The sequence below is a fragment of the Nocardia sp. NBC_01329 genome, assembly GCF_035956715.1.
Lineage (GTDB): Bacteria > Actinomycetota > Actinomycetes > Mycobacteriales > Mycobacteriaceae > Nocardia.
In genome coordinates this window covers 4,533,040-4,558,320 of record NZ_CP108381.1, presented here as the reverse complement: position 1 = coordinate 4,558,320, position 25,281 = coordinate 4,533,040, and the positions used below count along the sequence as shown (strand labels likewise).

Sequence of the window (25,281 nt, the reverse complement as noted above, 5' to 3'; positions counted from 1 at the left end):
ATCGGATCGCCGGATGCGGATTTCAGCCGTGCGGTTCGTGCCGGCGGAGGAAGTCGTCGATCAGGGAGTTCACCTGGTCCGGTACTTCTACTGCGAGTAGATGACCGTCTTCCAGGAACGACAGTTCGGCTCCGGGGACGCTACGCGCCAGCTCCTCGACCTCGGCGGGCGGGAATGTCGAATCCTGTCGGCCACCGACGACCGCTGTGGGCGTGCGTATCCGGTCGAGCAGTTGTCGCTGATCGGGCCGGCGGATGACCACACTGTGCACCGCGTGCCGGGTCGACCCGACGTCGTTGGCGCGCACAGTGTGCCGTACTCGCGCGACCACATCCGGTCTGGTCCGCATGGTTGTCGGACCGAGGAAGGCGGAGAGCGCGGAACGGGTGAGCGGCCCCCGGTATCCGCCGAGGATTCGAGCGAACGCGAGCAGGGCTCGGAATTCGAGGCGCTGGCGCATCCCGGCCGGTGTGGCGGTCCCGTTCATCAGCACGGCGGTCAGCACTCGCTCGGGATGGACCGCGCCGAAAGTGGCGCCGATCATCGCGCCCCAGGAATTTCCGACGAAATGCGCGCGGTCGATACCCAGTGCGTCGAGGATCTGGAGGACACATCGCGCACATTCCTCGAAGGTGAAAGGTCGGGCGAGCGGTGTGCTCGCGCCGTGGCCCGGTGGATCGACGGCGATGGTGGTGAAACGCGGCGAGAAATAGGCGACCTGCGCGTCCCAGAGGGTGTGGTCCATCAGCAGACTCGGCCACAGGAGCATCGCCGGCCCCGATCCGGTGACCCGGACCCGCAGCGTGCCCAACTCGGTGGGGATATCCATATCCGACCCGCTCACGCCGGTTCTCCCGTTCCGGCCACGCGCCGCGGACGAGTCGCCCGAAGGTGCGGTTCGCCCGGGAGGCAGCATCGTCCGATCTCGATATCGTGCACCAGATCGCGGTAGGCGATCTGTAGTTCCGCCAGGCGAGTCCATTCCGCGTGCATGAGCTCGCCGGCCGGATCGTCGTGCCCCAGGAGATGGAACGCGCGCGCGGCACCAGCGGCGATCACATCGATGAGCTCGCCGAGGGTGCGCTCGTAGACGCGGACACCCGCGGTGGGCGCGGGTAGGTGTTGTGAGCTCCATGCGTTGATCTCGGCGATCAGGATCCGCCGGCGAGATCGCGCCCGATCTCCGGCGGGGCCCGATTCGAGCCGGTAGGACTCCGACAGCGCGGATGCGAGGCGGCACACCGGTCCCTCGGCTCTCCGGCCGCCGACCGCGTACAGCAACTCGGTCGGGCTGGGCAGCGGTAATGCACAGCCATGGTGTGGCGACAATCCGTATTGCGGCGCGAGATACAGCTGAAGCGGCATTCGTGAGTCGTACTTTCGCGATGGATTCCGGTGGGATGAACCGATGGGGTTCTAGGGAGAGAGCAGCGGCCCACCCGCCGGGCTGTGCGAGCGCTGTACCTCTCGACCGCGGAACATCGAACTCCGATCGGTGCCGATTTCCTCGTCGTGGCCTGGTACGAACGAGGAGTTTCGGTTCGTGCCCGATGGGACCGGGCAATGTCAGCGTATGGTGCCTCGGTCGCTTCTCCTATGGGCGGACGTCATGAAACAACGGCGTGCTCTCGTGCGCCCAGCACAAATGGGTCCGGATGCCTGTCGGGGCCGGCCGGAACGGCGCTCGTTCCCGCGGAAAAGGCTCTGAACAGCGCGCGGTGGTCACGGAAACGGCGGTATCGGATAGGAGCCGAGACCGACGCCGGTACGCTGCCGGATCCAGTGCGCCAGCTGTGCGGGGATCTCCAGGTGCGCGGCGTGCCCGGTCCCGGGAAGGACCCGGTACTCGAGGCCGAGTGCTGTACCGAGGTCGCGGACCGATCGATGGCGGGCCTGCGCGGAATGCTGCCCCACCGTCACGGTGATCCGATCCGCCAGGGTGCCCACCGGACGGGGTTCGAACGCTCGGAACATCGCCAACTCTCCGGCGACCGTATCGCGGGTGGCGACGGTGAGTTCCGGTGACCAACTGCGACCGTAGAGCGTCCTGCCGAACCCCGCCACACCCGCCCGCTCGAAGGACCGCGCGACCTCGTCGAGCAGTCCCGGTGCGAGCGATCCGGCCGCCGGTTCGTGCAATAGCGCGCCCGCGAATTCGACTCCTCGGGAAGCCATCTCCAAGCCGAGCGTCGCACCGCCGCTGACCCCCACCACGAACGCTCCCTCGCACAGTGACGCGAGAGCGGTGATCTCGGTCTCCATATCGCCCGACTGCGGCCGGTCGGGGGTGTGGACCTCGACGGCCGGGCCGAGTGCGGCGACCGTGGCCGCCCACACCCGGCTGTCCGTGGCCACCCCGTGGATCAGAACGACTCTCATGCGGTGACGGACTGCTTCCCGAGCGCGGCCAGCAACTGGTCGGACGTGGCGACCGCACCGAAGATCCCGCCCTGCATGGTGACCATGCTCAGCGCCGCTTCGTGGTGTTCGCGTTCGGTGGCGCCGGTGCAGTCGGACAGGATCAGGCATTCGTAGCCGCGGTCGTTGGCTTCGCGCATGGTGGTGTGCACGCAGACATCGGTGGTGATACCGGTGAGGATGATGTGGGTGATACCCGCACTGCGCAGCAGCAGGTCGAGATAGGTGGCGTAGAAGGCGCCCTTGCCGGGTTTGTCGACCACCGGTTCGCCGGGAATCGGCGCGACCTCGGGCACGATCGCCCAGCCCGGTTCGCCGCGCACCAGGATGCGTCCGCACGGGCCGGCGCTGCCGATCTCCGCACCGGCCCGCGCCGACCGCCAGCGCTTGTTCGCGGGCAGGTCGGCGAGATCGGGGCGATGCCCTTCGCGGGTGTGGATCACCGTCAGGCCGAGCTCGCGTGCGGCGGCGAGGACCCGCGCGGTGGGTTCCAGGCCGGCTCGGGTCAGCGAGAGGTCGTAGCCCATCTGGTCGACGTAACCGCCGCGTCCGCAGAAATCGAGCTGCCAGTCGATCAACAGCAGCGCGGTGCGGGCGGGGTCGATCGGGCCGTCGAAGGGCCAGGTGTATGGGGTGGCGTCCACAGTGGTGGGGGTCATGCGGTGAGCTCCTTGTCGCGTCGTGGTGCTCATGGCGCATCGGTCCCTTCGGGGGTGGGGAGTTCGTAGATCACGGTGATGCTGCCGCCGCCCGGTGGACCCTGGTGCTCGGCGCCGCCGGATACATACACCGCGCCGTCGCCCTTGAGCGCCGCCAACAGACCGCCGACGGCACCGCGCGCATGCCGGGTGGCGTTGATATCGGAGTCGGTGAGCATGGTGTGCCGCAGACCCCGCACCGAGCCGCGGGGATCGGCCTCCGCCTTGGCGAAGATCTGCCGCACCGTGCCCCCGGCCGCCGTCACCCGCGCCAACAGCTGCTGCACCGAGGCCAGGTCGATCGCATCGGCCATCTGCCCGTGCAAGGCGCGCAGCGGGTTGGCCGCGGTCGGGCTCTCGGCGACCACCAGCACATGGCAGTCGTCGAGTTCGGCGCCCGCGCTGGCGGAGGCCCGGGCCGACCAGACATCGGCGTCGCCGGCCAGGGCGCGCAGCGCGGTCTCCCGGTCGCATTCACCCAGTGCGACGGCGATTCCGAGTGAACTCGCCGCCCGCGACCAGCCCATCGACGCATAGGTATCGGTAGCGACGGGCGCCCGGCCCGCGGCATGCAGCGCGGTGATCTTGTCCGAGGTGAGCAGCGGGCATTTCACCAGCACCAGATGGACATCGGCGGGTGTCACGCCGAGCTCGGCGAGCAGTTTGCCCACAGTGTCGGCGACCGTGTCGATCTGGCCCGCCCGCCCGATCTCCCCGGGATCCAGTGCCCGGCTGCGGCGTGCGGCCGCGACCAGGCCTCGATCGAAACCCGCGTGGTGGCGGTCGTCGCGGACGAACATGTTCACGTGTGGGCTCAGCACCCCCTCGGTGCCACCGGAGAACACGGTGACCGCGGCTTCCGGGATACGCGGTTCCCAGACGGCGGTGGCCAGCGTGCGGCTGAAATCGTTGACGCAGCCGTTGCCCTCGGTTTTGCCGATCACCGAGACGAGGTCGCCGGTGCGGTAACCGGCTCCGGTCAGTATTTCGAAGGGGGCGGTATCGCCGGGATCGGTGGTGGGCACGGTCAACAGGGCGATACCGGTCATGCGGCGCTCTCCTTCTGGGTGCGGTCCGGGGTGAGGTGGTTGAAGACGAGATTGAGGACGAAGGCCACGATGACGGTGCTGGTGATCGCGCCGCCGGCGATGATCCGGACCGACGATGGGAGCCCTTCGTAGACTTCCGGCGCGACCACCGGGATCATGCCGATCCCCATGGCCAGCGAGACGACGAGCAGGTTGTCGTTGCGGGTGTAGTCGACCCGGGCGAGGGTGGCGATTCCGACGCCGGCGACGGTGGCGAACATGACCAGGCTCACCGAACCGATCACCGCGCCCGGCAGATTGGCGACCACCTCGCCCATCTTCGGCACCAGACCGAGCGCCACCAGCAGCCCGCCCGCGAGAGCGACCGCCCGGCGGCTCGACACCCCGGTCATCCGCACCAGGCTGACGTTCTGGGCGAAGATCGTGTCGGGGAACGAGGTCAGGAACCCGCCCAGCACGGCGGAGGCTCCGTCGGCGCCCAGCGCGCGAGCGAGCCGATTCGGTTCCAGCGGGCGGCCGAGGTGGTCGGCGGTGGCCATCAGGTAGGCGGTGGATTCGGTGAAGATCACCAGCATCACCAGGCACATCGAGATGATCCCGGCGATCGGGAAGGTGGGGGTGCCGAACAGGAACGGGTCGGGCAGGCCGAACCAGGCGGCCGTGCCGACGGCACTGAAATCGGTGAGCGAGAGCGCCGCGGCCGCGAGGGTTCCGAGCACCAGCGCGATCAGTACCGCGGACTGCGCGACGATGCCGCGGCCGTAACGCATCAGGACGACGATCGTGAGGACCACCCCGGCAGCCAGCGCCAGCGGCGCGCCACCCGCCGGTTCGTCACCGAAGGTCATCGATACGGCCTTGCCGATCAGCGACAACCCGATCATGGTGACCGCCGCGCCCCGCACCATCGGCGGGGAGAACCGCACCAGCGCGGCGAACGGGATCGCCACCAGCATGCCGAAGATGCCCGCCGCGATCATGGCGCCGTAGACGGCGGACAGGCCGTACTCCTCGCCGATCAGGATCATCGGCGTCACCGCGGTGAAGGAGGCACCCGCCACCACCGGCATCCGGGCCCCGAGCAGTTTCCCGATACCGAGGGCCTGCACGAGGGTGATGACGCCGGCGACCAGGAGGTCGGCGTTCACCAGGGTGGCGATGGTGGAGGTGTCCAGCCCGAGGGCCGCGCCGAAGACCAGCGGGACCGCGACGCAGCCGGTGTACATGACGAGCACGTGCTGGATACCGAACAGTGTTGTGCGCCAGAACGGTAGGCGAGCGGGTGGAGCCAGCGGCGGCGACTGGGTCGGGGCAGCGTCTGTGGACATGGGACCTGGCCTCGGGCAGAAGAAATAAGCAACACCAGAATTTGTATACAAATACTGTTTCGCCGATGTTGCTCGAGGTTCCATGCCGGTGAACTGTGCAAGTGACGCGCAACGCCGAAGAAGATTTGTATACAAACCTGGCGTTCATGCCGACCGGTCTCTGCTGGGTCGAGCCTGTTCAGGCGCTGGAACCCTCGGCGTCCATATCCGCGAGCAGCTCTTCGTCCCGGGCGATGTGCTCATCCATCAGATACCCCGCCTGGACCGGCGAGCCGTTGAGAATCGCCTGCGCGATGGCGGCGTGATCGCTCCACGAGATATGGGTTCGGCTCTCCAGCCGCTGCCCGAAAATCCAGGACACCCGCTCGAGGATCTGCTCCAGCATCGCCCGCAACTGCTGATTACCCGACGCCTCGGCGACCAGCGTGTGGAACCGCAGGATCAACGGCGGCAGCTCGTCGTGAGCGTGGCTCAGATCGGCCGACCGGCCCCGCTCCACCACCCGCTGGAGTTCCGCCGCCACCGTCCCGCCCCGAGACCGTGCCGCCAGCTGCGCCGCCAGCACCTCCAACCCCCGCCGGATCTGTACCAGTTCCCGCGCCGCCGACCCCGACGGCGCCGATACGGTGGCCCCGCGATAGCGCACCAGCGTGACGAACCCCTCGCTCTGCAACTGCGACAGTGCCTCGCGGACCGGTACCCGGGACACCCCGAACCGCTCCGCCAGATCCACTTCGCGCAGCCGGTCGCCGGGGGACAACCGACCGGCGAGAATGTCCTCGCGCACGGCGTCCGCGACCGCGGCGCCCGGGGCGGTCCGGCCGGGGTGCTGGGCAGTGGTCACCTGGTGAGGTTAGCCCCGGTTCCCTGGTGAGACACAACCTCGAGGTCGAGCGTAACCAGCAGTGTTACGACACCGAGAAGGACAGCCCGAAGAGCCGGCGGCTCAGGGCGCCCGAGGCGGCGGCGCGAGTGATCACACAGTCATCGGCGGAGCAGGTGCGAACGTGACCGGCAAGCCCGCCAAGGAGCGATGGTAGGGCCCGGACCGCCACTGCAAATCCTCGACGGAGACCGCCAACTCGATATCGGGTAGCGCATCGAGCAGTTGATCTATCGCCACGCGAGCGATGGTGGAAGAGATGTCCTTCGCGGGACAGGAATGCGGACCGGCGCCCCAGGCGAGGTGGGATCGATTGGCGGTGAAACCTCCGCTGTGTACTGCGGTATGTACCGCGGGATCGTTGTTACACGCGGACATGCTGATCAGCACGGGCTGATGCGCCGGTAGCCACACGCCGTCGATGAGGATCGGCTGCCGCGGATAACTGAAGCAGAAGTTCGCCAGCGGCGGATCGGTGAACAGCAACTCCTCCAGTGCGTCCACGGTCGAGAGGCTACCGCCGACCATCTCCCCGCCGAACCGGTCGTCGGTCAGCATCAGTCGCAACGTATTCAAGATGAGGTTGACCGTCGGTTCGATCCCCGCCCCGTATATGACGACAAGTTGGTGAATCACCTCCTCCTCGGTCAAGTTCGCGCTGTGCGCGATCATCCGAGTAGTGATGTCGTTGCCGGGCTCGGCGATCCTGTGCACGGTTTGTTCGTACAGCGCCGATTCCAGTATCGCGTTGCCCTGTTCGGCATCCGCGGAGGTATCGAATACGGCGGCCATGCCCTGCGCGACACGCGCCCCGATATCGGCCGAGCAGCCGACCAGGGTGTTGAGGACCTCGAAGACGAGCGGGTGCACGAACTGTTCGAGCAGATCGGCGTGTCCATCGATGCAGAAGGCGTTGATCAGCGGCACCGCGACCTTCTCGACCAAGGACTGCGCGCCGTGCAGGTCGATCCCGTTGATGGCGAAGGTGTTCGCCGCGCGCAGCCGAGTATGTGCGATTCCGGAGTTGCGGAGGGCATTCGGCCGCCACTGCAACATCGGCCGGACCGGGCAGTCGAGCGGTACGTTCGCCTCCCACATCCGGGGGTCGGCCGGAAAGTGCTCGGGGTCGTGCAGAATTCGCTTGGCGGCCTCGTAGGTGACGACAAGGGTGGCCGGCACACCCGGGGCGATCTCCACCGGTGCCAGTGATCCGTAGCGGGCCCTCAGCTCCAGGTATACGCGCTGCGGATCCGCGGCGAATTCCTTTGTGTATATCGCTACTCGCGGTCCGTCCTCATCGATCACCGAGCTGGGCACGATCGGGCAGCCGTCATAGGAAGACTGCGGCGTTTCCAGCGGCTGGGGGATAGACACAGAGAAACTCCAAACGAATCGATAGTTGTCGAGGGAATTCGACGGAAGGGGTTGTCGGCCGAACCCGAGGCGCCCGCTGACACGAGGCATGCGTGGAGAGGCATACCCTGTTTCTCGTGCCGGTGGACGCAGATCGGGGATACGGGACTGCCGATGATCACAGTGCGGCAGGGCTTGCCACTCGACTTCGGCCCGCGCCGCCGGCCGCCAGCACAATGGATAGAGTGCGCTGCTGGCCTATGCTCCCCTCGGTCGAAGCGATCGCAATCTATGAGCAGAACTTCGCGGTGAGCCACATACCCTTTCCAGGGAAGGGGCAAACACCTGGCGGACATGGTACCCGCAGATGTCGTGTCCCGCAGCAGAAGCCGTGACGGGACTTCGGTGATGCTGCCGCCGATGGCCGAACCGATCCGGGCGGGTCGGCCGGTCAGTGCGCGCGGCCGTAACGGGGAATCAGCAGAGCCTCCTGGACCTCACCGAGCGATACCGACTCACCCACCCACTCACGGTAGCCCGGTTCCGGCGAAAACGGTGGGCTACGTCCGGCCGGTGGGTATGGCGGTGATTCAGCTGGTGGAGGCGGTGGCGAACGGGGTTCCGGTGGCTGCGACGGGCCGGTCGACCGACCGGCGCCACAATCCCTTCTTCTCCAGGATCGGCAGGACGCCCTCACCGAACCAGTACGCCTCCTCGACGTGCGGGTAGCCGGAGAGGATGAAGTGGCCGATACCGAGTCGCGAGTATTCGATGAGCCGTTCGGCGACCTCTTCGTGCGACCCGACCAGTGCGGTGCCCGCCCCGCCGCGGACCAGGCCGACACCCGCCCACAGGTTGGGGGCGATCTCCAGGCGGTCGGTCCGGCCGCCGTGCAGGTCGAGCATGCGCCGCTGGCCTTCGGATTCGCTGCTCGCCAGGTTGGCCTGCACCCGTTCGATATCGGCCGGATCGATGCCCTGTAGCAGCCGGTCGGCCTCGGCCCAGGCGGCTTCGGAGGTGTCGCGGGTGATGACGTGCAGCCGGATGCCGTAATCGAGGGTGCGGTCGCGTTCGGCGGCCAGGCCGCGGATCCACTCCAGTTTCTTACCGACCGCCACCAGCGGTTCGCCCCAGGTCAGGTAGGTGTCGGCGTACCGTGCGGCGACCGGCCCGGCGGCGGCGGAGGAGCCACCGAAGAAGACCGGTGGTACCGGGTCGGGGTGGTTGTTGAGTAGGGCGCCTCGCACCTGAAGATGTGTGCCCTCGAAGCTGATCGGTTCCCGTGACTCCCACAGTTCGCGCACGATGTGCAGGAATTCGCCGGTGCGCTCGTAGCGCTGCTCCTTGTTCAGGAAATCGCCGAACGCCTGCTGTTCGTGCGGTTCGCCACCGGTGACCACGTTGAGCAGTAGTCGGCCCCGGGAATGCCGCTGGTAGGTACCGGCCATCTGCGCGGCCAGGGTCGGGCTCACCAGGCCGGGGCGGAACGCCACCAGGAATTTCAGGGTTTCGGTGGTCTCCACGAGCATGGCGGTGGCCAGCCAGGCGTCCTCGCACCAGGCGCCGGTGGGGGTGAGGACCGCCTCGAAGCCGTTCTCCTCGGCCGCGCCCGCGATCTGGTTCAGGTAGCGCAGCGAGGCGGGACGGTCACCGGACATCGATGTGCCGTGACCACCGGCCATCAGGCCGCGCGAATCGCCGTAGGTGGGCAGGAACCAGTGGAACGACAGACTCACCGGAATCCTCCTTCGAGGGGCTCTGGAACGGACAGTGGGGTGGCCGAGCTCCTCGCCGGGCCGATCTGTGATCCTGACCGGTTCCGCTCGTCCAGTCACCGGTTGGAATCGGCGGGATTCTTTGCCCGCCGATTGTTTCGATCTGACTGCGTGTAACCGGTGAGCGGGCCCGCGGTGTCGGTGATCGTGAGCGGATGACTTCCACCGCACAACCTGTCTCCGATACCGATCTGGACGCGGTGTTCGCGCCGATCTACGCCGATATCGCGGCCGGCGCGGTCGAGCGCGAGATCGACCGCCGGCTCGCCTACGACGAAGTGCGCCGGTTGCGCGCGGCGCGGTTCGGCGCGCTACGGGTGCCCGTCGAATACGGCGGGTACGGGGCGAGCGTGCGCCAGCTGTTCCGGCAGCTGATCGAGCTGGCCGCGGCCGAATCGAATCTGCCGCAGGCACTGCGCGTGCACTTCGTGTTCGTGGAGGACCAGCTGCTCGCCGAGGCGGGGCCGGCGCGCGAACAGTGGCTGCGCACGATTTCCGAGGGGACACTGGTCGGCAATGCGATCACCGAGCCGGGCATCGGGGCGGTGGGCCGGTATCAGACCCGGCTGACGCAGTCCGGGGAAGGCTGGGTGCTCGACGGGACGAAGTACTACAGCACCGGATCGCTCTACGCCGACCACATCCTGGTCGCCGCCGACCGGGACGGTGAGCGGGTCAGCGTGCTGGTGGACGCCGAGGCCGAGGGGGTGCGCCGGCACGACGACTGGGACGGTTTCGGGCAGCGGCTGACCGCCAGCGGCACCACCGAATTCACCGGGGTCGCGGTACCGCAGGACCGGATCCTCGGCCCCGGCTACGGTGCCGCGGGCGCGACCTATTCGACCTCCTACCTGCAGCTTTTCCAGCTCGCGGTCCTAGCTGGAATCGCGCAACGCGCCGAACGCGACACTCGCGAGTGGGTCGCCGCCCGTCGCCGCGGTTACACCCATTCCGCGGCGGATCTGCCCCGCCACGATCCGCTGGTGCAGCAGGTGATCGGCCGGTTGTCGGCCGCGTCGTTCGGCGCCCGCGCCAGCGTCCTGGCCGTCGCCGATGTGCTCGACGAGGTACTCGCCGCCGGAGCCACCGAGGAACAGAGCCTGATCGAGGCCGAACTCGCCGCGGCCCAGGCGCAACTCGGTGTGATCGATACCGTGCTGGCCGCCACAACTCAGCTGTTCGAGGTGGGCGGGGCATCCATCACCTCGGAGGGGTTGCGGCTGGACCGGCACTGGCGCAATGCGCGCACCATTTCGGTGCACAACCCGGCCATTCAGAAGGCGCGGGCCATCGGTGATCATCTACTGAACGGCACCCAGTTACCGTTCGCCTGGAGCGCGGGGGAACGCAAGCCCGCCGAAGGGGCGGTGTGATGACCCGGCGGATCCGGTTCAACGCCTTCGATATGAACTGTGTCGCCCACCAGTCTCCCGGGCTGTGGCGGCATCCCGATGATCAGTCGCACCGCTACAAGGAATTGAACTACTGGACCGAACTGGCGGCACTGCTGGAACGCGGCCGGTTCGACGGACTCTTCATCGCCGATGTGCTGGGCACCTACGACGTGTACGGCGGTGACGATCGCGCGGCGCTGCGGCAGGGCGCGCAGACCCCGGTGGCCGATCCGCTGCTCCTGGTCTCGGCGATGGCCGCGGTGACCGAACATCTCGGATTCGGGATCACCACCGGGACCGGTTTCGAACACCCGTATCCGTTCGCCCGCCGGTTGTCCACCCTCGATCATCTGACCGGTGGCCGGGTCGGCTGGAACGTCGTCACCGGGTATCTGCGCTCGGCGGCACGCAATTTCGGTGCCGATGATCAACTCGACCACGACGATCGCTACGACCAGGCCGACGAGTACCTGGAAGTGCTCTACAAATTGTGGGAGGGGTCCTGGGAGGACGACGCGGTCGTCCGGGATCCGGTGCGCAATATCTATGTGGATCCCGCCAAGGTGCACCATATCGGCCACAGCGGAAAGCATTACACCGTTCCGGGTGTACACCTGTCCGAGCCGTCGCCGCAGCGCACACCGGTGATCTTTCAGGCGGGTGCCTCGCCACGCGGGGTGCGGTTCGCCGCCGAGAACGCCGAGGCCATCTTTGTCGCCGCGCCGTCGAAACGAGTGCTCACACAGACGGTGTCCGGTATCCGCGACGCGCTCGAGGCGGCGGGCCGCGATCGTCACGCCGCCCGGATCTACGCACTGGCCACCATCGTCACCGCTGCCACCGACGAGGACGCGCGACGTAAACACGAGGAGTACCTGTCCTACGCCAGCGTCGAGGGCGGGCTGGTATTCATGTCCGGCTGGATGGGAATCGATCTGTCCCGCTACGACCTCGACGACCCGATCGGCGAGGTGCAGAGCAATGCCATCCGTTCGGCGGTGGCCGCGTTCCAGGAGTTCGACGACGACGGCCGGGAATGGACGGTTCGCGATATCGGGCGGTGGGCCGGGATCGGCGGAATCGGGCCGGTATTCGTCGGCTCCGGCGAGACGGTGGCCGACCGGTTGCAGGAGTGGGCACAGGACACCGATGTGGACGGGTTCAATCTCGCCTACGCGATCACGCCCGGGACCTTCGAGGACATCGTGCGATACGTGATCCCCGTGCTCACCGAACGCGGTGCCTACCCCACGGAGTATGTGCCGGGGACCCTGCGCAACGCGCTGTTCGAGCGCGGGGACCGGTTGCCGCCGGAACATCGCGGCGCGCGGTACCGCGTGGGCGGGCCGGGCTCCACCGTGCTGCCGGACGAAGTGTCGCGCAATATCTCCGGGGAACTGATCACCTGATCACCACGGCATCATCGCGCCCGGCCCTGAGGGGTGGTTCACGACCCGCGCCGGGCCCGTCGCGGTCGCCGAGACGAGCGCTCAGGTTCGCGCCAGCGACTCCAGAAAGACCTCGGCGACCGATTCGATCCCGCGCCGGTCGGTCTCGTCGAACCGGCCGGGGCGCGGACTGTCGAGATCGAGAACGCCGACCAGTTCACCCGCGTGCACCAGCGGCACCACGATCTCCGAGCGACTGTCGGCGTCGCAGGCGATATGGCCGGGGAAGGTGTGCACATCGGCAATCAGCTGGGTTCGGCGGGTGTGCGCCGCGGTGCCGCACACGCCCGCGCCCAGCCTGATCCGCACACACGCCGGTTTTCCCTGGAAAGGCCCGACGACGAGCTCCCGGCCGTCGTAGAAGTAGAAACCGGCCCAGTTGACCTCCGCCAGACTGTGGTAGATCAGCGAACTCAGATTGGCGGCGTTCGCGGTCCGGTCGGATTCGCCGGCGAGCAGCGCGGCGGCCCGGGCGGTGAGTTGCCGGTAGCCCTCGGCGCGGTCGCCGGTCAGCGGGACGAGATCGAACGTCATATACGGATGGTAGAGCGGGCGATCCGGTCCTGTTTCGGTGGCAATCGTCGATGATGTCACGAAAAGGGCTGCGGTGCGGTGTTGTTCGGCATCAACTCGCGATGAGTGTAATGGTGCAGCTCGGCCGCCGCGATCGTGACCATGGCGCTATGACAACGCAGAACACTTCCCACCGCAAAGCCGCCGTGATCGGAGCGGGACAAACCGGCGTCACCGCGGCGCTCGGCCTGCTCGACGCCGGGTTCACGGTCACCGTCTACAGCGATAAGGACCAGCGCGATCTGCGCGACAAAGTACCCGCGACCGGTACCGCGCTGATCTTCGGTGAGGCCCAGGCCGCCGAAGAAGCACTCGGCCTGCCCACCTACCTCGACCGCGCACCGCTGCACAGCGGTCTCACCGTCCGCGTCGCCGGTGGCGGCGAGGAGCTGATCGCCTTCGACGGCGCCTTCGACGGTTACCACGGCCTAGCCGTCGATACCCGGCTCAAAGCCGACGAACGGCTCACCACCTTCCTGGAACGCGGCGGTCGGTTCGTCGTGGATCCGGTGACACCCGAACGGCTCGACCCGATCGCCGCCGATAACGACCTCACCCTGGTCGCCACCGGCCGCGGCGGTCTCTCCCAATTGTTCGCAGTGGACGAGACGCGCACCGTCTACGACGCACCGCAGCGCAATCTGCTCACCGTCACCGTCACGGGCCTGCCGCACGACGAGTCGGTGTTCGCTCATCGCAGCCCGGCCGGTGGCGGGCGCAGCGGCTTCTCCATCCTCGCCGAGGAAGGCGAGGCGTGGTGGGGGCCGTACCTGCACAAGGACGCGGGGCCGACCTGGGCTTTCCTGGGTTGGGCGCGGCCCGGCGGCGACTGGGAGAAGCGCTTCGCGGCCGCCGATTCGGCAGAATCGGCGCATCGGATCGTGACCGACCTCTCCCGCGACTACCTCGACTGGGATCTGCCGGAGGTGCTCGCCACGAAGGTGCTCGCCGACGATCCGTATTCCTGGCTCAAGGGCGCGGTCCGGCCGCTGTTCCGGCGCGGTGTCGGGCACACCACGAGCGGCCACCCGGTGGCGGCGCTCGGGGATACCGCCGTGGCCTACGACCCGGTCGCAGGGCAGGGCGCGCAGAGCGGGCTCATCCAGGCACAGCGCTTGGTCGCGGCGGCCGCGTCACACGAGGGCGCGTTCGACGACGCCTGGATCACCACCCAGTACGAGGCGTTCCTGGACGCTCGGGCCGAAGATGCCGCCAAGGTCACCCGCCTGTTCCTCAGCGACCCCGAATTCGCCGAGATCGGCGGCCAGTTCTTCAGTGCGGCGGCGGCCGATCCGCGGTTCGCCTCGGCGCTCGTGGGCACACTGCACCGCCCGCAGGCGGCGCGTTCGGTGAACTCGGTGGCGGACGCGCACGACCTCATCGCGCAGGTCACCGGTGAGGACGCGGCCACAGTGCTGGGCCGCTTCCAACCCGCCGGGCGTTTCAGCAGGTCTCAGTACAACGGAGCCGCCGCGACCTCGGCCTGACCGGCGCCGGAACCCCGGCGACTCGGCGGCCGCCTGGGCGCCGGCTGCGAACCCGAGTACCGGGGGCAGGAGCCGGTACTCGGGTGCGGGCCGCCGGAGGTGCACGGGCCTGCCGCCCGTCGCGGCCGTTGCGGGATGCGATCCCGCAGATTCAAAACCTCGTAACACCGCCGACCTCGCTGGTGAACTGAACGCGCGCCGGGTACAGGGGTTGTCGTGCCCGGCGTCCAGACGACAAACACCCACGGCGAGCAGCGGGAGCGGCGATGATGCGATACCTCCGCCTTCGCTGCGGCCTCCGCGGACCGCATGTACCAGCTCGAGGGAGGCTCGATGAGTACCGAGAAGACCACCGACCAGATCCGGTTCGCCTACTGGGTGCCCAATGTCAGCGGCGGTCTGGTGACCAGTGAGATCGAACAGCGCACCGGCTGGGATTTCGAATACAACAAGAAGCTCGCGCAGACCGCCGAACGCAACGGGTTCGATTACGCGCTCTCTCAGGTCCGTTACACCGCGTCCTACGGTGCCGAGTTCCAGCACGAATCCACCTCGTTCAGCCTGGCGCTGCTCGGCGCCACCGAACGGCTGAAGGTGATCGCGGCCGTGCACCCCGGTCTGTGGCATCCTGCCGTGCTCGCCAAATTCGGTGCCACCGCCGACCATCTGTCCGGCGGCCGGTTCGCCATCAATGTGGTCTCCGGCTGGTTCGCCGGGGAATTCACCGCGCTCGGTGAGCCGTGGCTCGAACACGACGAGCGGTACCGGCGCAGCGCGGAATTCCTCGAGGTGATCCGCAAGATCTGGACCGAGGACCAGGTGAACTACGGCGGCGATTTCTACCGAATCCGCGATTTCACGCTCAAGCCCAAACCGCTCAACACCCCGGAGCGCCCGAACCCCGAACTGTTCCAGGGTGGTAATTCCAGTGCGGCTCGCCGTAACGGCGGACGCTACGCCGACTGGTATTTCTCCAACGGTAAGGATTTCGACGGCGTCACCGAACAGCTCGACGATCTGCGCGCTGTCGCTCGTGCCCACGACCGCGAAGTGAAATTCGGGCTCAACGGTTTCATCATCGCCCGCGATACCGAGCGCGAAGCCCACGACACCCTGCGCGAGATCATCGATAAGGCGAACAAGCCCGCGGTGGCGGGTTTCCGGGACGCGGTGCAGCAGGCCGGTGCCTCGACCCGCGACGGGAAGGGGATGTGGGCGGATTCGAGCTTCGAGGATCTGGTCCAGTACAACGATGGTTTCCGGAGCAAACTGATCGGCACGCCCGAACAGGTCGCCGAACGGATCGTCGCCTACCGCGAACTCGGCGTGGACCTCATCCTGGGCGGATTCCTGCACTTCCAGGAGGAGATCGAGTACTTCGGTGCCAAGGTGCTGCCGTTGGTGCGTGAACTGGAGGCCGCGCGACGTCCCGCTGCGGTGGCGGGGCGATGACCGCCGTCGGGGCGGCCCGCATCACCTCCGCGGAGCAGGCCCGCACGGCCGCCGCGGAACTCGCCGCCGAATTCGCGGTGGACGCCGCGCACCGCGACCGGGAACGCGCGCTGCCCTTCGCCGAACTGCGCAAGCTGGCCGCCAGCGGCCTGCTCGCCGTGACGGTGCCCGCGGTCCACGGCGGCGCCGATCTGCCCCCCAGCGCGGTCGCCGAGGTGGTGCGGTTGCTCGCGATCGCCGATCCCAATATCGCGCAGATCCCGCACAGCCATTTCGTGTACGTGAACCTGCTGAAACTGGCCGGTTCAGCCGAACAGCAGCGCCGCTATCTGACCGGTGTCCTGGACGGCGCGCAGATCGCGAACGCGCAGTCCGAGCGCGGTGGGGCGACGGTCGCCGATATCGCCACCACGGTCCAGCCGCTCGCGGGTGCGCGGCAGTTCCGGATCGACGGGGTCAAGTACTACTGCACCGGTTCACTGTTCGCCGACTACCTGGCCGTGCTGACCCGGCTGGACGACGCCGGCGGGGTGTCCGGGCTACCGTCCGGCCAGTACGTCGTGTTTCTTCCGGCCGATACCCCGGGGGTCCGGATCGTGGACGACTGGAACGGGTTCGGTCAGCGCACCACCGGAAGCGGGACGGTGTCGTTCGACGGGGTCGTGGTCGAGCGCGATCAACTCGTCGCCCGTACCGCCGCCGTGGACGAGCCGACCGCCTACGGGGCCTCCGCACAGCTGCTGCACGCCGCGATCGACGCCGGAATCGCCCGCGGGGCACTGACCGCTGCTGCCGGGTTCGCCCGGGACAAGAGCCGGCCGTGGTTCGAGGCGAAGGTGAGCAGGGCGATCGACGATCCCCTGCTCATCCAGCGGTTCGGTGAACTGGCTGTGGCCGTGTCCGCGGCCGAGGCGACCCTGGCTGTCGCCGGGGCCGCCGTGGATGCCGCGCGCGAGGCTCCGGAACGCGTGGCCGATGCCTCGATCGCCGTCGCCACCGCCAAGATCCTGGCCGATCGGGCCGCCACCGACGTATCCAGTGCGCTGTTCGAGGTGGGCGGGACGCGTAGTGCGGCCGACGACCTCAATCTGCACCATTTCTGGCGCAATGCCAGGACCCATACCCTGCACGACCCGGTCCGGTGGAAATACCAGCACATCGGACGAACCCTGCTGCACGGCAGCCCGCCGCCGTTGCACGGTGTGATCTGACTGTGCGGTGTGATCTGACTGTGCGGTGTGATCTGGCCCGGACGAAGGCCATCCGATGGGAAATGCTCCCTCGCCGGGTGGTCCGCCGGTGGCCGAATGTGGGTCGGCCACCGGTGAGCGTCCGGCCGGGGTAGGGAGCGGCGGCGGTGCTACCGCGATCGTCCGGCGGGCTGTGCCGATCGGTCAGCGGGACGCCGTCGCGCCCTCCGGATGCACGGGATGTTTCCCTTCGGCGAACTCCTCGACGATCTTCGCGCAGAAAGCGGGCAGGTCGCGGGGGTTGCGGCTGGATACCAGGCCGTGGTCGTTCACGACTTCCTCGTCGACGACGGTGCCGCCCGCATTGCGGATATCGGTTCGCACACTCGGGTACGAGGTGAGAGTGCGGCCGCGCACCACGTCCGCCTCCACCAAGGTCCACGGCCCGTGGCAGATCACCCCGACCGGCTTACCGGTAGCGAAGAAGTCCCGGACGAAGGCCACCGCGGATCCGTCTTGGCGCAATTTGTCCGGATTCGTGGTGCCGCCCGGTAACAGCAGTGCGTCGAATTCGCCGGGGCCGCATTCGCCCACCACCCGGTCCACGGCGAAGGTGTCACCTTTCTCCACATCGTGATTCATGGCCTGGATACGGCCGGGTCGCAGCGATAGCAGTGCGGTACTCGCGCCGGCGTCCTCGACGGCCGACCGGGGCTGGACGAGCTCTGCCTGCTCTACGCCGTCGGTCGCGAGAATCGCGATTCGCCGTCCGGTCAGGTCGTGCTGCTGCGCCATATCGTGCTCCTTTCGTCGCTGCGCCATATCGTGCTCCTTTCGTCGCGGGCCATATCGTGCTCCTTCCGCCGCGGATTGCGATCTGCCCCGCGGGCTACCCGGGCGCCGTGCAGCGAAACGTGGGCGCCGCGCAGCGAAACGTGGGCACCGGCACCGGCAGCGGTGAGTGGTGTTGCGCACAGCTGGGCCGGCCGCTGATTCGACCACGGACGTCCGGGTAGTCGCTTCTTGTCCGGCGAACCGGCGAACGAGAAGAAAGGCATTCGACGATGAACGTCCCCATCAAGAGCACCCTCGACCCGGAACAGCAGCACATCACCGGTGAGGCGCTACGCGCCACGGTCATCGACCTCATCGATCTGTCGCTGATCGCCAAGCAGGCCCACTGGAACGTCCTCGGCCGGAATTTCCGCTCCGTCCACCTCGCACTGGACGAGCTGGTGACCGCGGCCCGTGATTTCACCGACGACGCCGCCGAACGCGCGACCTCCATCGGGGTCAGCCCGGACGGCCGTGCCGCCACCGTCGCCAAGGAGGCCGGCGGTCTGGAGTTCCCCGACGGCTGGCAGCAGGACACCGATGTCATCGAAGCCATCGTCAAGAACCTCAACACGGTCATCGTGCGTTTGCGCGAGCGCATCGCGGCCACCGAGAAGGCGGACCCGGTGAGTCAGGACCTTTTCATCCAGATCGCGGGCCGACTCGAACAGCTGCACTGGATGTGGCAGGCTCAGCTCGCCTCCGCCTGATACGCCGTCCCGCGCCTCGGCGGGCACCGTGCCGAGCCGGGGCGACCGCACAGGTGGGCCACGCCGCGATCGGGCCGGAGTACGAGGAGGAGTCGAGTGTGGTCCGGGTTCCCGGATCGCCGTACGGGCTGAGTAGCGCCCCGACGGTGCCCTGTGGTTCACCGAATGGGCGGTGAACCGGCTGGGTCGCGGTCGGACCGGACGGAGCCTCTGGGGTCCTTCACCGCGCACGGGTCCGTCCCATCGCTGGCCGGTATCGCGGCGGTCGCTGACCAGGGGCTCAGGCGCGATGCCCGACCGCGGGCAGAATCGCCTGATCGACGATATCGGCGAGGGTGCTCTCACCGGGGAGCTCACCCGAGTCGAGGGCGAATTTCAGCACCAGGGCCTCGCCGATATCGAGCACCACGGCGGTGAGCCGCGCCGGGTCGATGAGGCCGGTGCCGGCGTAGTGCCGCAGGACGGTGGTGGTGAAACGTCCGCCCTTGGGCTCGAACACCTCGCGGTAGATGGCCTCGGCCAACTCCGGATACCGCTCGCGTTCGGTGAGGACCGCGCTGGTGGCGCGCGCGGTCGGGGTGGCCAGCCAGGCCACCATCAGCCGCAGTGCTTCGAGCAGGTCGTGCCGGAGATCGTCGGTCGGTGCCGGTGTCGGGCGCTCCTGCGGGAAGTCGGCGCGCAACGCGTCCAGCAATACCGCTCGCGGGCTGCCCCAGCGCCGGTACAGCGAGGTTTTCGCGATACCGGCGCGTTGCGCGATCCCGTCCATGGTGAGCTTCGCCAGGCCCACCTCGATGAGTTCCTCGACGACCGCGGCACGTGCGGTCGCCACCACTTCGGCATCGCTGCGGCGGCCACGTGAGGCGGACATGGAACCTGTCCTTCCGGGAATCGCGCGGGACCTGTCCCGTGCAGACTAGTCGGCGGCGATACCCACCGTCGCGACAGCGGTGGCGAACGGGCCGAGTTCCACCTCCCCGTTCACGACCGGCCTCGTCTCGGCCGGCCCGCTCCCGGTGGTGGTATCGACGGTCGTGATCGCATCCACCGGATCGGTGAAACGCACGCGGACCGGTTGGGGATATTTGTTGACGAGCAGAATCTTTCGTGAGCCGTCCGGAGACCGGAACGCTTGCCCGTACACCCGGGTCTCCGGGGACTCCATCGTGGGGGCGGCGCCTGCCCGGTGGACGGTGTCGCCCGGTGCGAAGTTGTCCAGCAGCAGTTTCAGCGACCGGTAGCGGGCATTGGGTTCTCCGGTGTTCCAGTCGAGGAGTGAGGCCCCGTAGATCATCCCCGGGTAGTCGATGAACTCCGCGACTCCCACGAGATCGATACCGAGTTCGGTCAGGCGTGCCCAGAGATAGGCGACGACCGCACCGCTGAGCGCCCAATAGTCCGCGGGAGCATCGGGATCCGGGTTGACGATATCGGGCGCGAAGGTGCCGAGCTCGTTGATATGTGTCGCGGTCTCCGGCGAGAGACGGCGTTTGATCGATTCGATCAATTGCACCTGGCGGAGGAAACCGTCTGCTTGTGAGAAGAGCTTGCCGTGCCATTCCCCGAAGGGGGCGTTGCCGGTCAGTGAGATCGGGTCGAGGATATCCGGGGTCGCATAGAAGTGGTACGAGAAGGCGTCCAGTGGAATGGCGTCCTTGTGGTTGGCCGGGTCCAGGAAATACCAGAAGTACTCCGGATCCAAATCGATCAGGCTGAGCGAGAGCCCGACGAATTTCATCTCCGGATCGAGGGGGCGCAGCCTCTCGACGACGGCGTCGTACAGCCGCGTGTACTCCTGTGGCGACAGCTTGTGCCCCACATCGGGTTCGCACAACACCTCCCAGTACGCGAACCGGTGGTGCCGGCCGGATTCGTGGCGCACGCCGAACTGGTCGGTGAACCCGCCGTCGATGTACCAGCGGCCGATCCGCTCGAAATGCTCGGCTACCTGGGTGAGCGTACGGTCACGGAACTCGGTGCCCTGTTCGTAATCCCAATGAGTCGCCGACGGATCGTCTTGTACCACTACGGGTTCCGGAGTGTCGAACATCCAGGTTGGAATGGTGGCGAAATTCGCGACCACGGACCGGCCCTGTGTGGCGTCCAGGAAGTCGTCCACGAATTCGTCGAGTCGGCCGAAGTCCCAGGAGGTCCTGCCCTCGGCCGGCGGATCGAGTTCGGGTACGGACAGTTTGGGTGAGGACCACCAGGGCAGAAATCGCGTGTAGTCGGTCCGGAGTTCGCGGAGCGCCGCCCAGGATCTGTCGTGGATCGGCGAACTGCGCCGGAGCGGCGGTGCGGTCCACAGATGGGTGGTCAGGGTGGTGCGGGAGGTGATCGTCGGTGTCGTCCAGTCGACGGCGATGGGCAGGGCGTCGGTCATGGTGGCCTCTCTCGGAAGATGACTCCACCAACGTAGCTACAATTACGTAGCTACACAACCGTAGCTATTAATGGCGATGCGTCTCCGATCCGGCTGATGCGCCGGACCGGAGACGCGACGGCCCTACTCGATAGCGCGGAGGTGGTTTCGGAACGTGTCCGGAACCGGGCCGGCCCGCTCACCGTGACTTCACTCCCGGACGCTCCTCAACCCCCAGTTCGGGCTGCCTCGCGGTTCGAATTCAGTCGTCGCCGACAGGCCCGGCGACCTCGCTCAGCCGACCACCGGACAGCAGCAGCCGGCGCTGGACCCCGATCTCGGCGAGGAACCGCTCATCATGGCTGACCACCACGAACGCTCCCCGGTAGGAGTCGAGCGCGCTCTCGAGCTGCCCGACGCTGACCAGGTCGAGGTTGTTGGTCGGCTCGTCCAGCAGCAGCAACTGCGGCGCCGGCTCGGCGAACAGGACACAGGCCAGGGTGGCGCGCAGCCGCTCGCCACCGGAGAGCGCACCCACCGCGAGGTCGACCCGGGAACCCCGGAACAGGAAGCGTGCCAGCAGGTTCAGTCGTTGCGGAGTGGGTAGGTTCGGAGCGAACGCGGCCAGGTTCTCGGCCACAGTGCGGTCGAGGTCGAGCAGGTCCAGTCGCTGGGACAGGTACGCGACCCGGCCTTCGGCACGGGTGATCGAACCGCTCTCCGGCGCCAGATCGCCGTGAATGAGCCGCAGCAGGGTGGACTTGCCCGCACCGTTCGGTCCGGTCAAGGCGATCCGCTCCGGTCCCCGGATCGTCAGATCCGAGCCGTCACCGGTGAAGATGTCCTGTTCGCCGAACCGGTACCGGATCCGCGCACCGGCGAACACGGTGCGCCCGGCCGGGACATCGGTATCCGGTAACTGCAGGGTGATCCGCTGCTCCGGACGCAGTGTGCGCTCGGCCCGGTCGAGCCGGTTCTTCGCGGCATCGACCCGGGCCGCGTGGGTCTCGTTCGCCCGGCCGGCCGATTCCTGGGCATTACGTTTCATCGTTCCGGCGAAGATCTTGGGCAAGCCGGCGTTGCTCAGATTCCGGGCCGCGTTGCTCGTTCGCTTCGCCGCGCGCTCCCGGGCTTGCTGGAGTTCGCGTTTCTCCCGTTTGACCTCCTGTTCGGCGTTGCGGATGTTCTTCTCCGCGACCGCACGCTCGGCGCGCACCGCCTCCTCGTACGCGGTGAAACTACCTCCGTATAAGCGGATCTCACCGGAGTGCAGTTCGGCGATCCGGTCCATCCGGTCCAGCAGCGCCCGGTCGTGGCTCACCAGCAGCAGACAACCCTTCCAATCGGCCAGCAGATCGTAGAGCCGATGCCGGGCGTCGAGATCGAGGTTGTTGGTCGGCTCGTCGAGCAGTAGTACATCGGGCCGCCGGAGCAGCTGGGCCGCCAGCCCCAGCGACACCACCTGGCCGCCGCTGAGCGTGCGCAATCGCCGGGTCAGCGAAAGATCACCCAGTCCCAGTCGTTCCAACTGGGCGCGGGTGCGTTCCTCGATATCCCAGTCCGCGCCGATGGTGGTGAAATGCTCCTCGGCGGTGTCGCCGGATTCCACGGCGTCCAGTGCGGCCAGGACGGGCGCGATACCCAATATTTCGGCGACGGCCATATCGCCGGTGAGCGGCAGGGTCTGCGGAAGGTACCCGAGTAGGCCGTCGACGGAGACGTTGCCGCTGCGAGGCGCCAGATCCCCGGCGATCAACCGGAGCAGCGTGCTCTTGCCGGCACCGTTCGGGGCGACCAGGCCGGTCCGCCCGGCGGGCACGCTGAAGGACAGATCGGTGAACACGGGAGTGTCGTCCGGCCAGGAGAACGACAGGTTCGAACCGACAATGAAAGTTTCGGACATGTGGGAGAGACCTCGTTTGTCGTTCGGGCGCATAGAGCTGCCACGAAGAGGGAAAGTGAACGACGAAACGGCCACTACAGCGGCGCCTCATGCGCGCCCTACTGGTGGCCGTCAGAGCCGGGTGGCTCCGGAGATGTCGAGTTCACCAACCATGGTCGATCTCTCTGTGTCGAAGATGCCCTGTTCACGATAGCAGCCGACCGGGCCCGGCCGACCGGATGACCGGCCCGGAAAAGGACCGGAGCTCACGGGCGGGGGGCGAGATGGGTTTCGACGTCGCCGGTGGTCGGTGGTTCGCCGCACTGTATTCCGCACCGCTGCTCATCGGGCACCGTGGACCCGTCCTGATACGCGCAGCTGGCGCTGTCGCAGACATAATCGCGGGTATTCGGGTCCATCGGCAGGGGTTCGGAGTAGTACGACCACGCGAACGAGTCGGAGCCCTGTACCGCCGAGCAGTAGACGGTGGTGCCGTCCGCGAGGTGCCCGACCTCGCCGGGTTCCTCGCAGTAGCTGTGCAGCTCTACCTGTGGGTTCGGCCCGTCGGCGGCCGGCGCCACCTGGGCCCAGGGGAGCGCGGCCGCGGGAGCGGCGGCGGCGAAGAATAGAGCGGCGGCTCCGACGGTCGCGCCGAGAAGTCGGGAACCGACGCGCCCGATGCGCGTTTTCGGCCTCATGGTTCGACTCCGTTCTGTCGAGTCCCCCACCCGTTCGAGCTGATCGATCGTAGCTATCGCCGCAGGTGGTCGGCAATGGTCCGTAATTTTCGGGCGGGCTGCGCGGATACGCGCCGGAGCTGTAACCGTGCCGCGACCGTGACCGGTGCGGCACCCGGGCGGACGCGCCGTGCGGTAGCGGCCACCCGCAACCGACCGTAGGAGCGGCTTTCTCGCCAACGGGCACCGGAAGGTGCCGGCGGTACACCCGCGACCTGTGCCGAGATCTCGATTCGGGCACTTCCATGCCCGCATTCGAGCCGTCGGGCCCGAGCGCTGCCACCTCCAACATGCTTGCCGGTGACGCCCCGGACCGGCCGACCCTGGAGCGCGGGAGTCGGATTGAGCGACTGGAAGTCCGGTCGAAATGTGCCTGCCCGCTTCGGTGTGTTGCATCCGGTTCCAGTGGTCTTGATCGATCGTGCCCGGCACCGAGAGCGGATTTCCGCGATTACTACCTGAACCCCAGAACCTTCGCGACCAGCAGAAGTAAAGAGCGGGGCGGCACCCGTAAGGGGCGCCGCCCAGCTCTTCGTCTTGGGTCGAGCCTGCAGTGTTGTTCCGGCGCGGCTTGCCCACGGGAACTCGACGATGTCACCGTCGTTGTAGGTCGAGCCGATCCACTCGATGATGTCGGTTTCCGCTTTCCGCAGAAGCGATTCCGGTACATCGACCGGTGCGGTCATCTCCAGCAGGTAGTAGGCGCGGTTACCCACGTCTTGGCCCGAATGTTCACCGGCCCAGTCCAGATGCATCTCGTAATCGATCTCGGCTTCCTGCTCCAATCCGACCTCGGCCCGACTGAACTCGGTGTACTTCGCCAGCTCGGCGATGACGGCTGTTCGAACGGAATCCGCTTGGACCGGCGTGCAGTACAGCTGGACAACCAGGTGTGTCGACTCTTGTGCGGTGCGGATGGGTGCTCACAAATCCTCGGTGAGCTCGTCGGTGCGCTCCTGGTCACCGTAGACCGCGGCGAAGAGTACTCGAGTCATGATCATGGGCGCGTCTCAGATCCTGGTTCGAGGTGGCCGACCCGACGCGGGCCGCGTCCCGAATACGGCGCCACACCGACTTCGTACAAGATCAACATCGGTCTGGGCATACGTTGCCCTCAATCCGAGAGCCGGGCGCTGATCCGCACTCACGACGACTCGGTTCGACTCAGCTCACGTCCTCGAAGTCGACGTGGTCGGGCGGCGGGTGTGCTTCGATAGGCGCGAGGCTCTGCTCAGTGGGGTTGCCCGGGAGCAGCGGATGGCTCGGGGTGAGGACTCTTGCGCACGGATCTCCGTCATAACGACGGAGATCCGTGCAGGAGTTGTGCGCGAGGGGGGACTTGAACCCCCACGTCCGTGGACACCAGAACCTAAATCTGGCGCGTCTGCCAATTTCGCCACTCGCGCTTGATGGTACGACCGTCCAAACTCTACCGGGCGCGCGCCGGATCGCGAAGACGTGGGCGAGTGTTTGTACTCACCGGTAACCCCACCTGCGATTATAACGATTCGGTAACCGCCAATATGAGGAGTGCTCACGTTTCGCGTGGGTAAGTATTGGTCCTCACCAGGGGGTTCAAACATGAGGGAGGTTCATGTTTGCTTCGATTCTGGTACATAAGTGCACGAATACCCGCCGGTAGTCGGCGCACGGTCAGGGAAACGTGAGGATTCCCTCATGATTTTGTGTCATTCTCGCTGAGAGCAGG

21 protein-coding genes and 1 tRNA gene are annotated in these 25,281 nt (G+C 67.3%); 6 read left to right on the top strand and 16 right to left on the bottom strand.

All coding sequences use genetic code 11. The features are described from left to right. Positions 1–22: 22 nt before the first annotated feature. The 9 genes from OG405_RS20540 to OG405_RS20500 all read right to left on the bottom strand — a co-directional run bounded on the left by OG405_RS20540 (position 23) and on the right by OG405_RS20500 (position 9,465). Positions 23–829: an alpha/beta fold hydrolase gene (locus OG405_RS20540; RefSeq protein ID WP_327152427.1), complete on the bottom strand. Its 807-nt coding sequence runs from the start codon at positions 827–829 to the stop codon at positions 23–25. An 11-nt stretch (positions 830–840) separates the two neighbouring features. Beyond that, positions 841–1,365: a hypothetical protein gene (locus OG405_RS20535; RefSeq protein ID WP_327148093.1), complete on the bottom strand. Its 525-nt coding sequence runs from the start codon at positions 1,363–1,365 to the stop codon at positions 841–843. 357 nt (positions 1,366–1,722) lie between these two features. Beyond that, entirely contained in the window at positions 1,723–2,379 is a 657-nt protein-coding gene (locus OG405_RS20530) for an alpha/beta fold hydrolase (protein WP_327148092.1), read from the bottom strand. Next, positions 2,376–3,077 carry a biuret amidohydrolase gene (biuH, locus tag OG405_RS20525; protein ID WP_327148091.1) on the bottom strand — a complete coding sequence of 234 codons (702 nt, stop codon included), beginning with the start codon at positions 3,075–3,077 and terminating at the stop codon, positions 2,376–2,378. The genes OG405_RS20530 and biuH overlap by 4 nt, the downstream gene beginning before the upstream one ends. 29 nt (positions 3,078–3,106) lie before the next feature. Continuing rightward, positions 3,107–4,165 (bottom strand): ring-opening amidohydrolase, encoded by a 1,059-nt coding sequence (locus OG405_RS20520; protein WP_327148090.1) that lies wholly within the window; start codon positions 4,163–4,165, stop codon positions 3,107–3,109. Next, entirely contained in the window at positions 4,162–5,493 is a 1,332-nt protein-coding gene (locus OG405_RS20515; protein WP_327148089.1) for a nucleobase:cation symporter-2 family protein, read from the bottom strand. The genes OG405_RS20520 and OG405_RS20515 overlap by 4 nt, the downstream gene beginning before the upstream one ends. A 178-nt stretch (positions 5,494–5,671) precedes the next feature. Then, on the bottom strand, positions 5,672–6,337 hold the full coding sequence (locus OG405_RS20510) for a GntR family transcriptional regulator (protein WP_327148088.1): 666 nt from the start codon (positions 6,335–6,337) through the stop codon (positions 5,672–5,674). A gap of 132 nt (positions 6,338–6,469) precedes the next feature. Beyond that, positions 6,470–7,750 carry a cytochrome P450 gene (locus OG405_RS20505; RefSeq protein ID WP_327148087.1) on the bottom strand — a complete coding sequence of 427 codons (1,281 nt, stop codon included), beginning with the start codon at positions 7,748–7,750 and terminating at the stop codon, positions 6,470–6,472. 569 nt (positions 7,751–8,319) lie between these two features. Then, positions 8,320–9,465 (bottom strand): LLM class flavin-dependent oxidoreductase, encoded by a 1,146-nt coding sequence (locus tag OG405_RS20500; protein WP_327148086.1) that lies wholly within the window; start codon positions 9,463–9,465, stop codon positions 8,320–8,322. A 194-nt stretch (positions 9,466–9,659) separates the two neighbouring features. Here OG405_RS20500 and OG405_RS20495 point away from each other — a divergent pair, with 194 nt between their 5' ends. Both OG405_RS20495 and OG405_RS20490 read left to right on the top strand, forming a co-directional pair. Further along, positions 9,660–10,877 carry an acyl-CoA dehydrogenase family protein gene (locus OG405_RS20495; RefSeq protein WP_327148085.1) on the top strand — a complete coding sequence of 406 codons (1,218 nt, stop codon included), beginning with the start codon at positions 9,660–9,662 and terminating at the stop codon, positions 10,875–10,877. Beyond that, entirely contained in the window at positions 10,877–12,307 is a 1,431-nt protein-coding gene (locus OG405_RS20490) for an LLM class flavin-dependent oxidoreductase (protein ID WP_327148084.1), read from the top strand. The genes OG405_RS20495 and OG405_RS20490 overlap by 1 nt, the downstream gene beginning before the upstream one ends. 81 nt (positions 12,308–12,388) lie before the next feature. On the opposite strand, the gene OG405_RS20485 is transcribed toward OG405_RS20490, so the two are convergent. Further along, on the bottom strand, positions 12,389–12,880 hold the full coding sequence (locus OG405_RS20485; RefSeq protein WP_327148083.1) for a GAF domain-containing protein: 492 nt from the start codon (positions 12,878–12,880) through the stop codon (positions 12,389–12,391). 149 nt (positions 12,881–13,029) lie between these two features. Between OG405_RS20485 and OG405_RS20480 the strand changes: the two genes are divergently transcribed. The 3 genes from OG405_RS20480 (at position 13,030) to OG405_RS20470 (ending at position 17,069) form a co-directional block, all read left to right on the top strand. Further along, positions 13,030–14,406, top strand: coding sequence for a styrene monooxygenase/indole monooxygenase family protein (locus OG405_RS20480; RefSeq protein ID WP_327148082.1), 1,377 nt, complete (start codon positions 13,030–13,032; stop codon positions 14,404–14,406). A 333-nt stretch (positions 14,407–14,739) separates the two neighbouring features. Beyond that, the gene (gene sfnG, locus OG405_RS20475) at positions 14,740–15,858 is read left to right on the top strand and encodes a dimethylsulfone monooxygenase SfnG (protein WP_327148081.1); all 1,119 of its coding nucleotides are present in this window, start codon (positions 14,740–14,742) and stop codon (positions 15,856–15,858) included. Beyond that, positions 15,855–17,069, top strand: coding sequence for an SfnB family sulfur acquisition oxidoreductase (locus OG405_RS20470; RefSeq protein ID WP_327148080.1), 1,215 nt, complete (start codon positions 15,855–15,857; stop codon positions 17,067–17,069). The genes sfnG and OG405_RS20470 overlap by 4 nt, the downstream gene beginning before the upstream one ends. 183 nt (positions 17,070–17,252) lie before the next feature. Here the strand turns inward: OG405_RS20470 and OG405_RS20465 are convergent, their stop codons facing one another. Continuing rightward, complete coding sequence (locus tag OG405_RS20465; RefSeq protein WP_327152426.1) at positions 17,253–17,843, bottom strand: type 1 glutamine amidotransferase domain-containing protein; 591 nt, start codon at positions 17,841–17,843, stop codon at positions 17,253–17,255. A 269-nt stretch (positions 17,844–18,112) separates the two neighbouring features. Between OG405_RS20465 and OG405_RS20460 the strand changes: the two genes are divergently transcribed. Further along, positions 18,113–18,592, top strand: coding sequence for a Dps family protein (locus OG405_RS20460; protein WP_327148079.1), 480 nt, complete (start codon positions 18,113–18,115; stop codon positions 18,590–18,592). A 280-nt stretch (positions 18,593–18,872) separates the two neighbouring features. Here OG405_RS20460 and OG405_RS20455 read toward each other — a convergent pair whose 3' ends face one another. From OG405_RS20455 to OG405_RS20435, 5 genes are all read right to left on the bottom strand, one after another. After that, positions 18,873–19,463 carry a TetR/AcrR family transcriptional regulator gene (locus OG405_RS20455; RefSeq protein ID WP_327148078.1) on the bottom strand — a complete coding sequence of 197 codons (591 nt, stop codon included), beginning with the start codon at positions 19,461–19,463 and terminating at the stop codon, positions 18,873–18,875. Between the two features lie 45 nt (positions 19,464–19,508). Further along, the gene (locus tag OG405_RS20450; RefSeq protein WP_327148077.1) at positions 19,509–20,975 is read right to left on the bottom strand and encodes a hypothetical protein; all 1,467 of its coding nucleotides are present in this window, start codon (positions 20,973–20,975) and stop codon (positions 19,509–19,511) included. Between the two features lie 241 nt (positions 20,976–21,216). Next, positions 21,217–22,857, bottom strand: a complete 1,641-nt coding sequence (gene abc-f, locus OG405_RS20445) for a ribosomal protection-like ABC-F family protein (protein WP_327148076.1) — start codon at positions 22,855–22,857, stop codon at positions 21,217–21,219. Between the two features lie 245 nt (positions 22,858–23,102). Next, entirely contained in the window at positions 23,103–23,534 is a 432-nt protein-coding gene (locus OG405_RS20440; RefSeq protein WP_327148075.1) for a hypothetical protein, read from the bottom strand. A gap of 1,363 nt (positions 23,535–24,897) precedes the next feature. Next, positions 24,898–24,979, bottom strand: a tRNA-Leu gene (locus OG405_RS20435). Positions 24,980–25,281 lie beyond the last annotated feature (302 nt).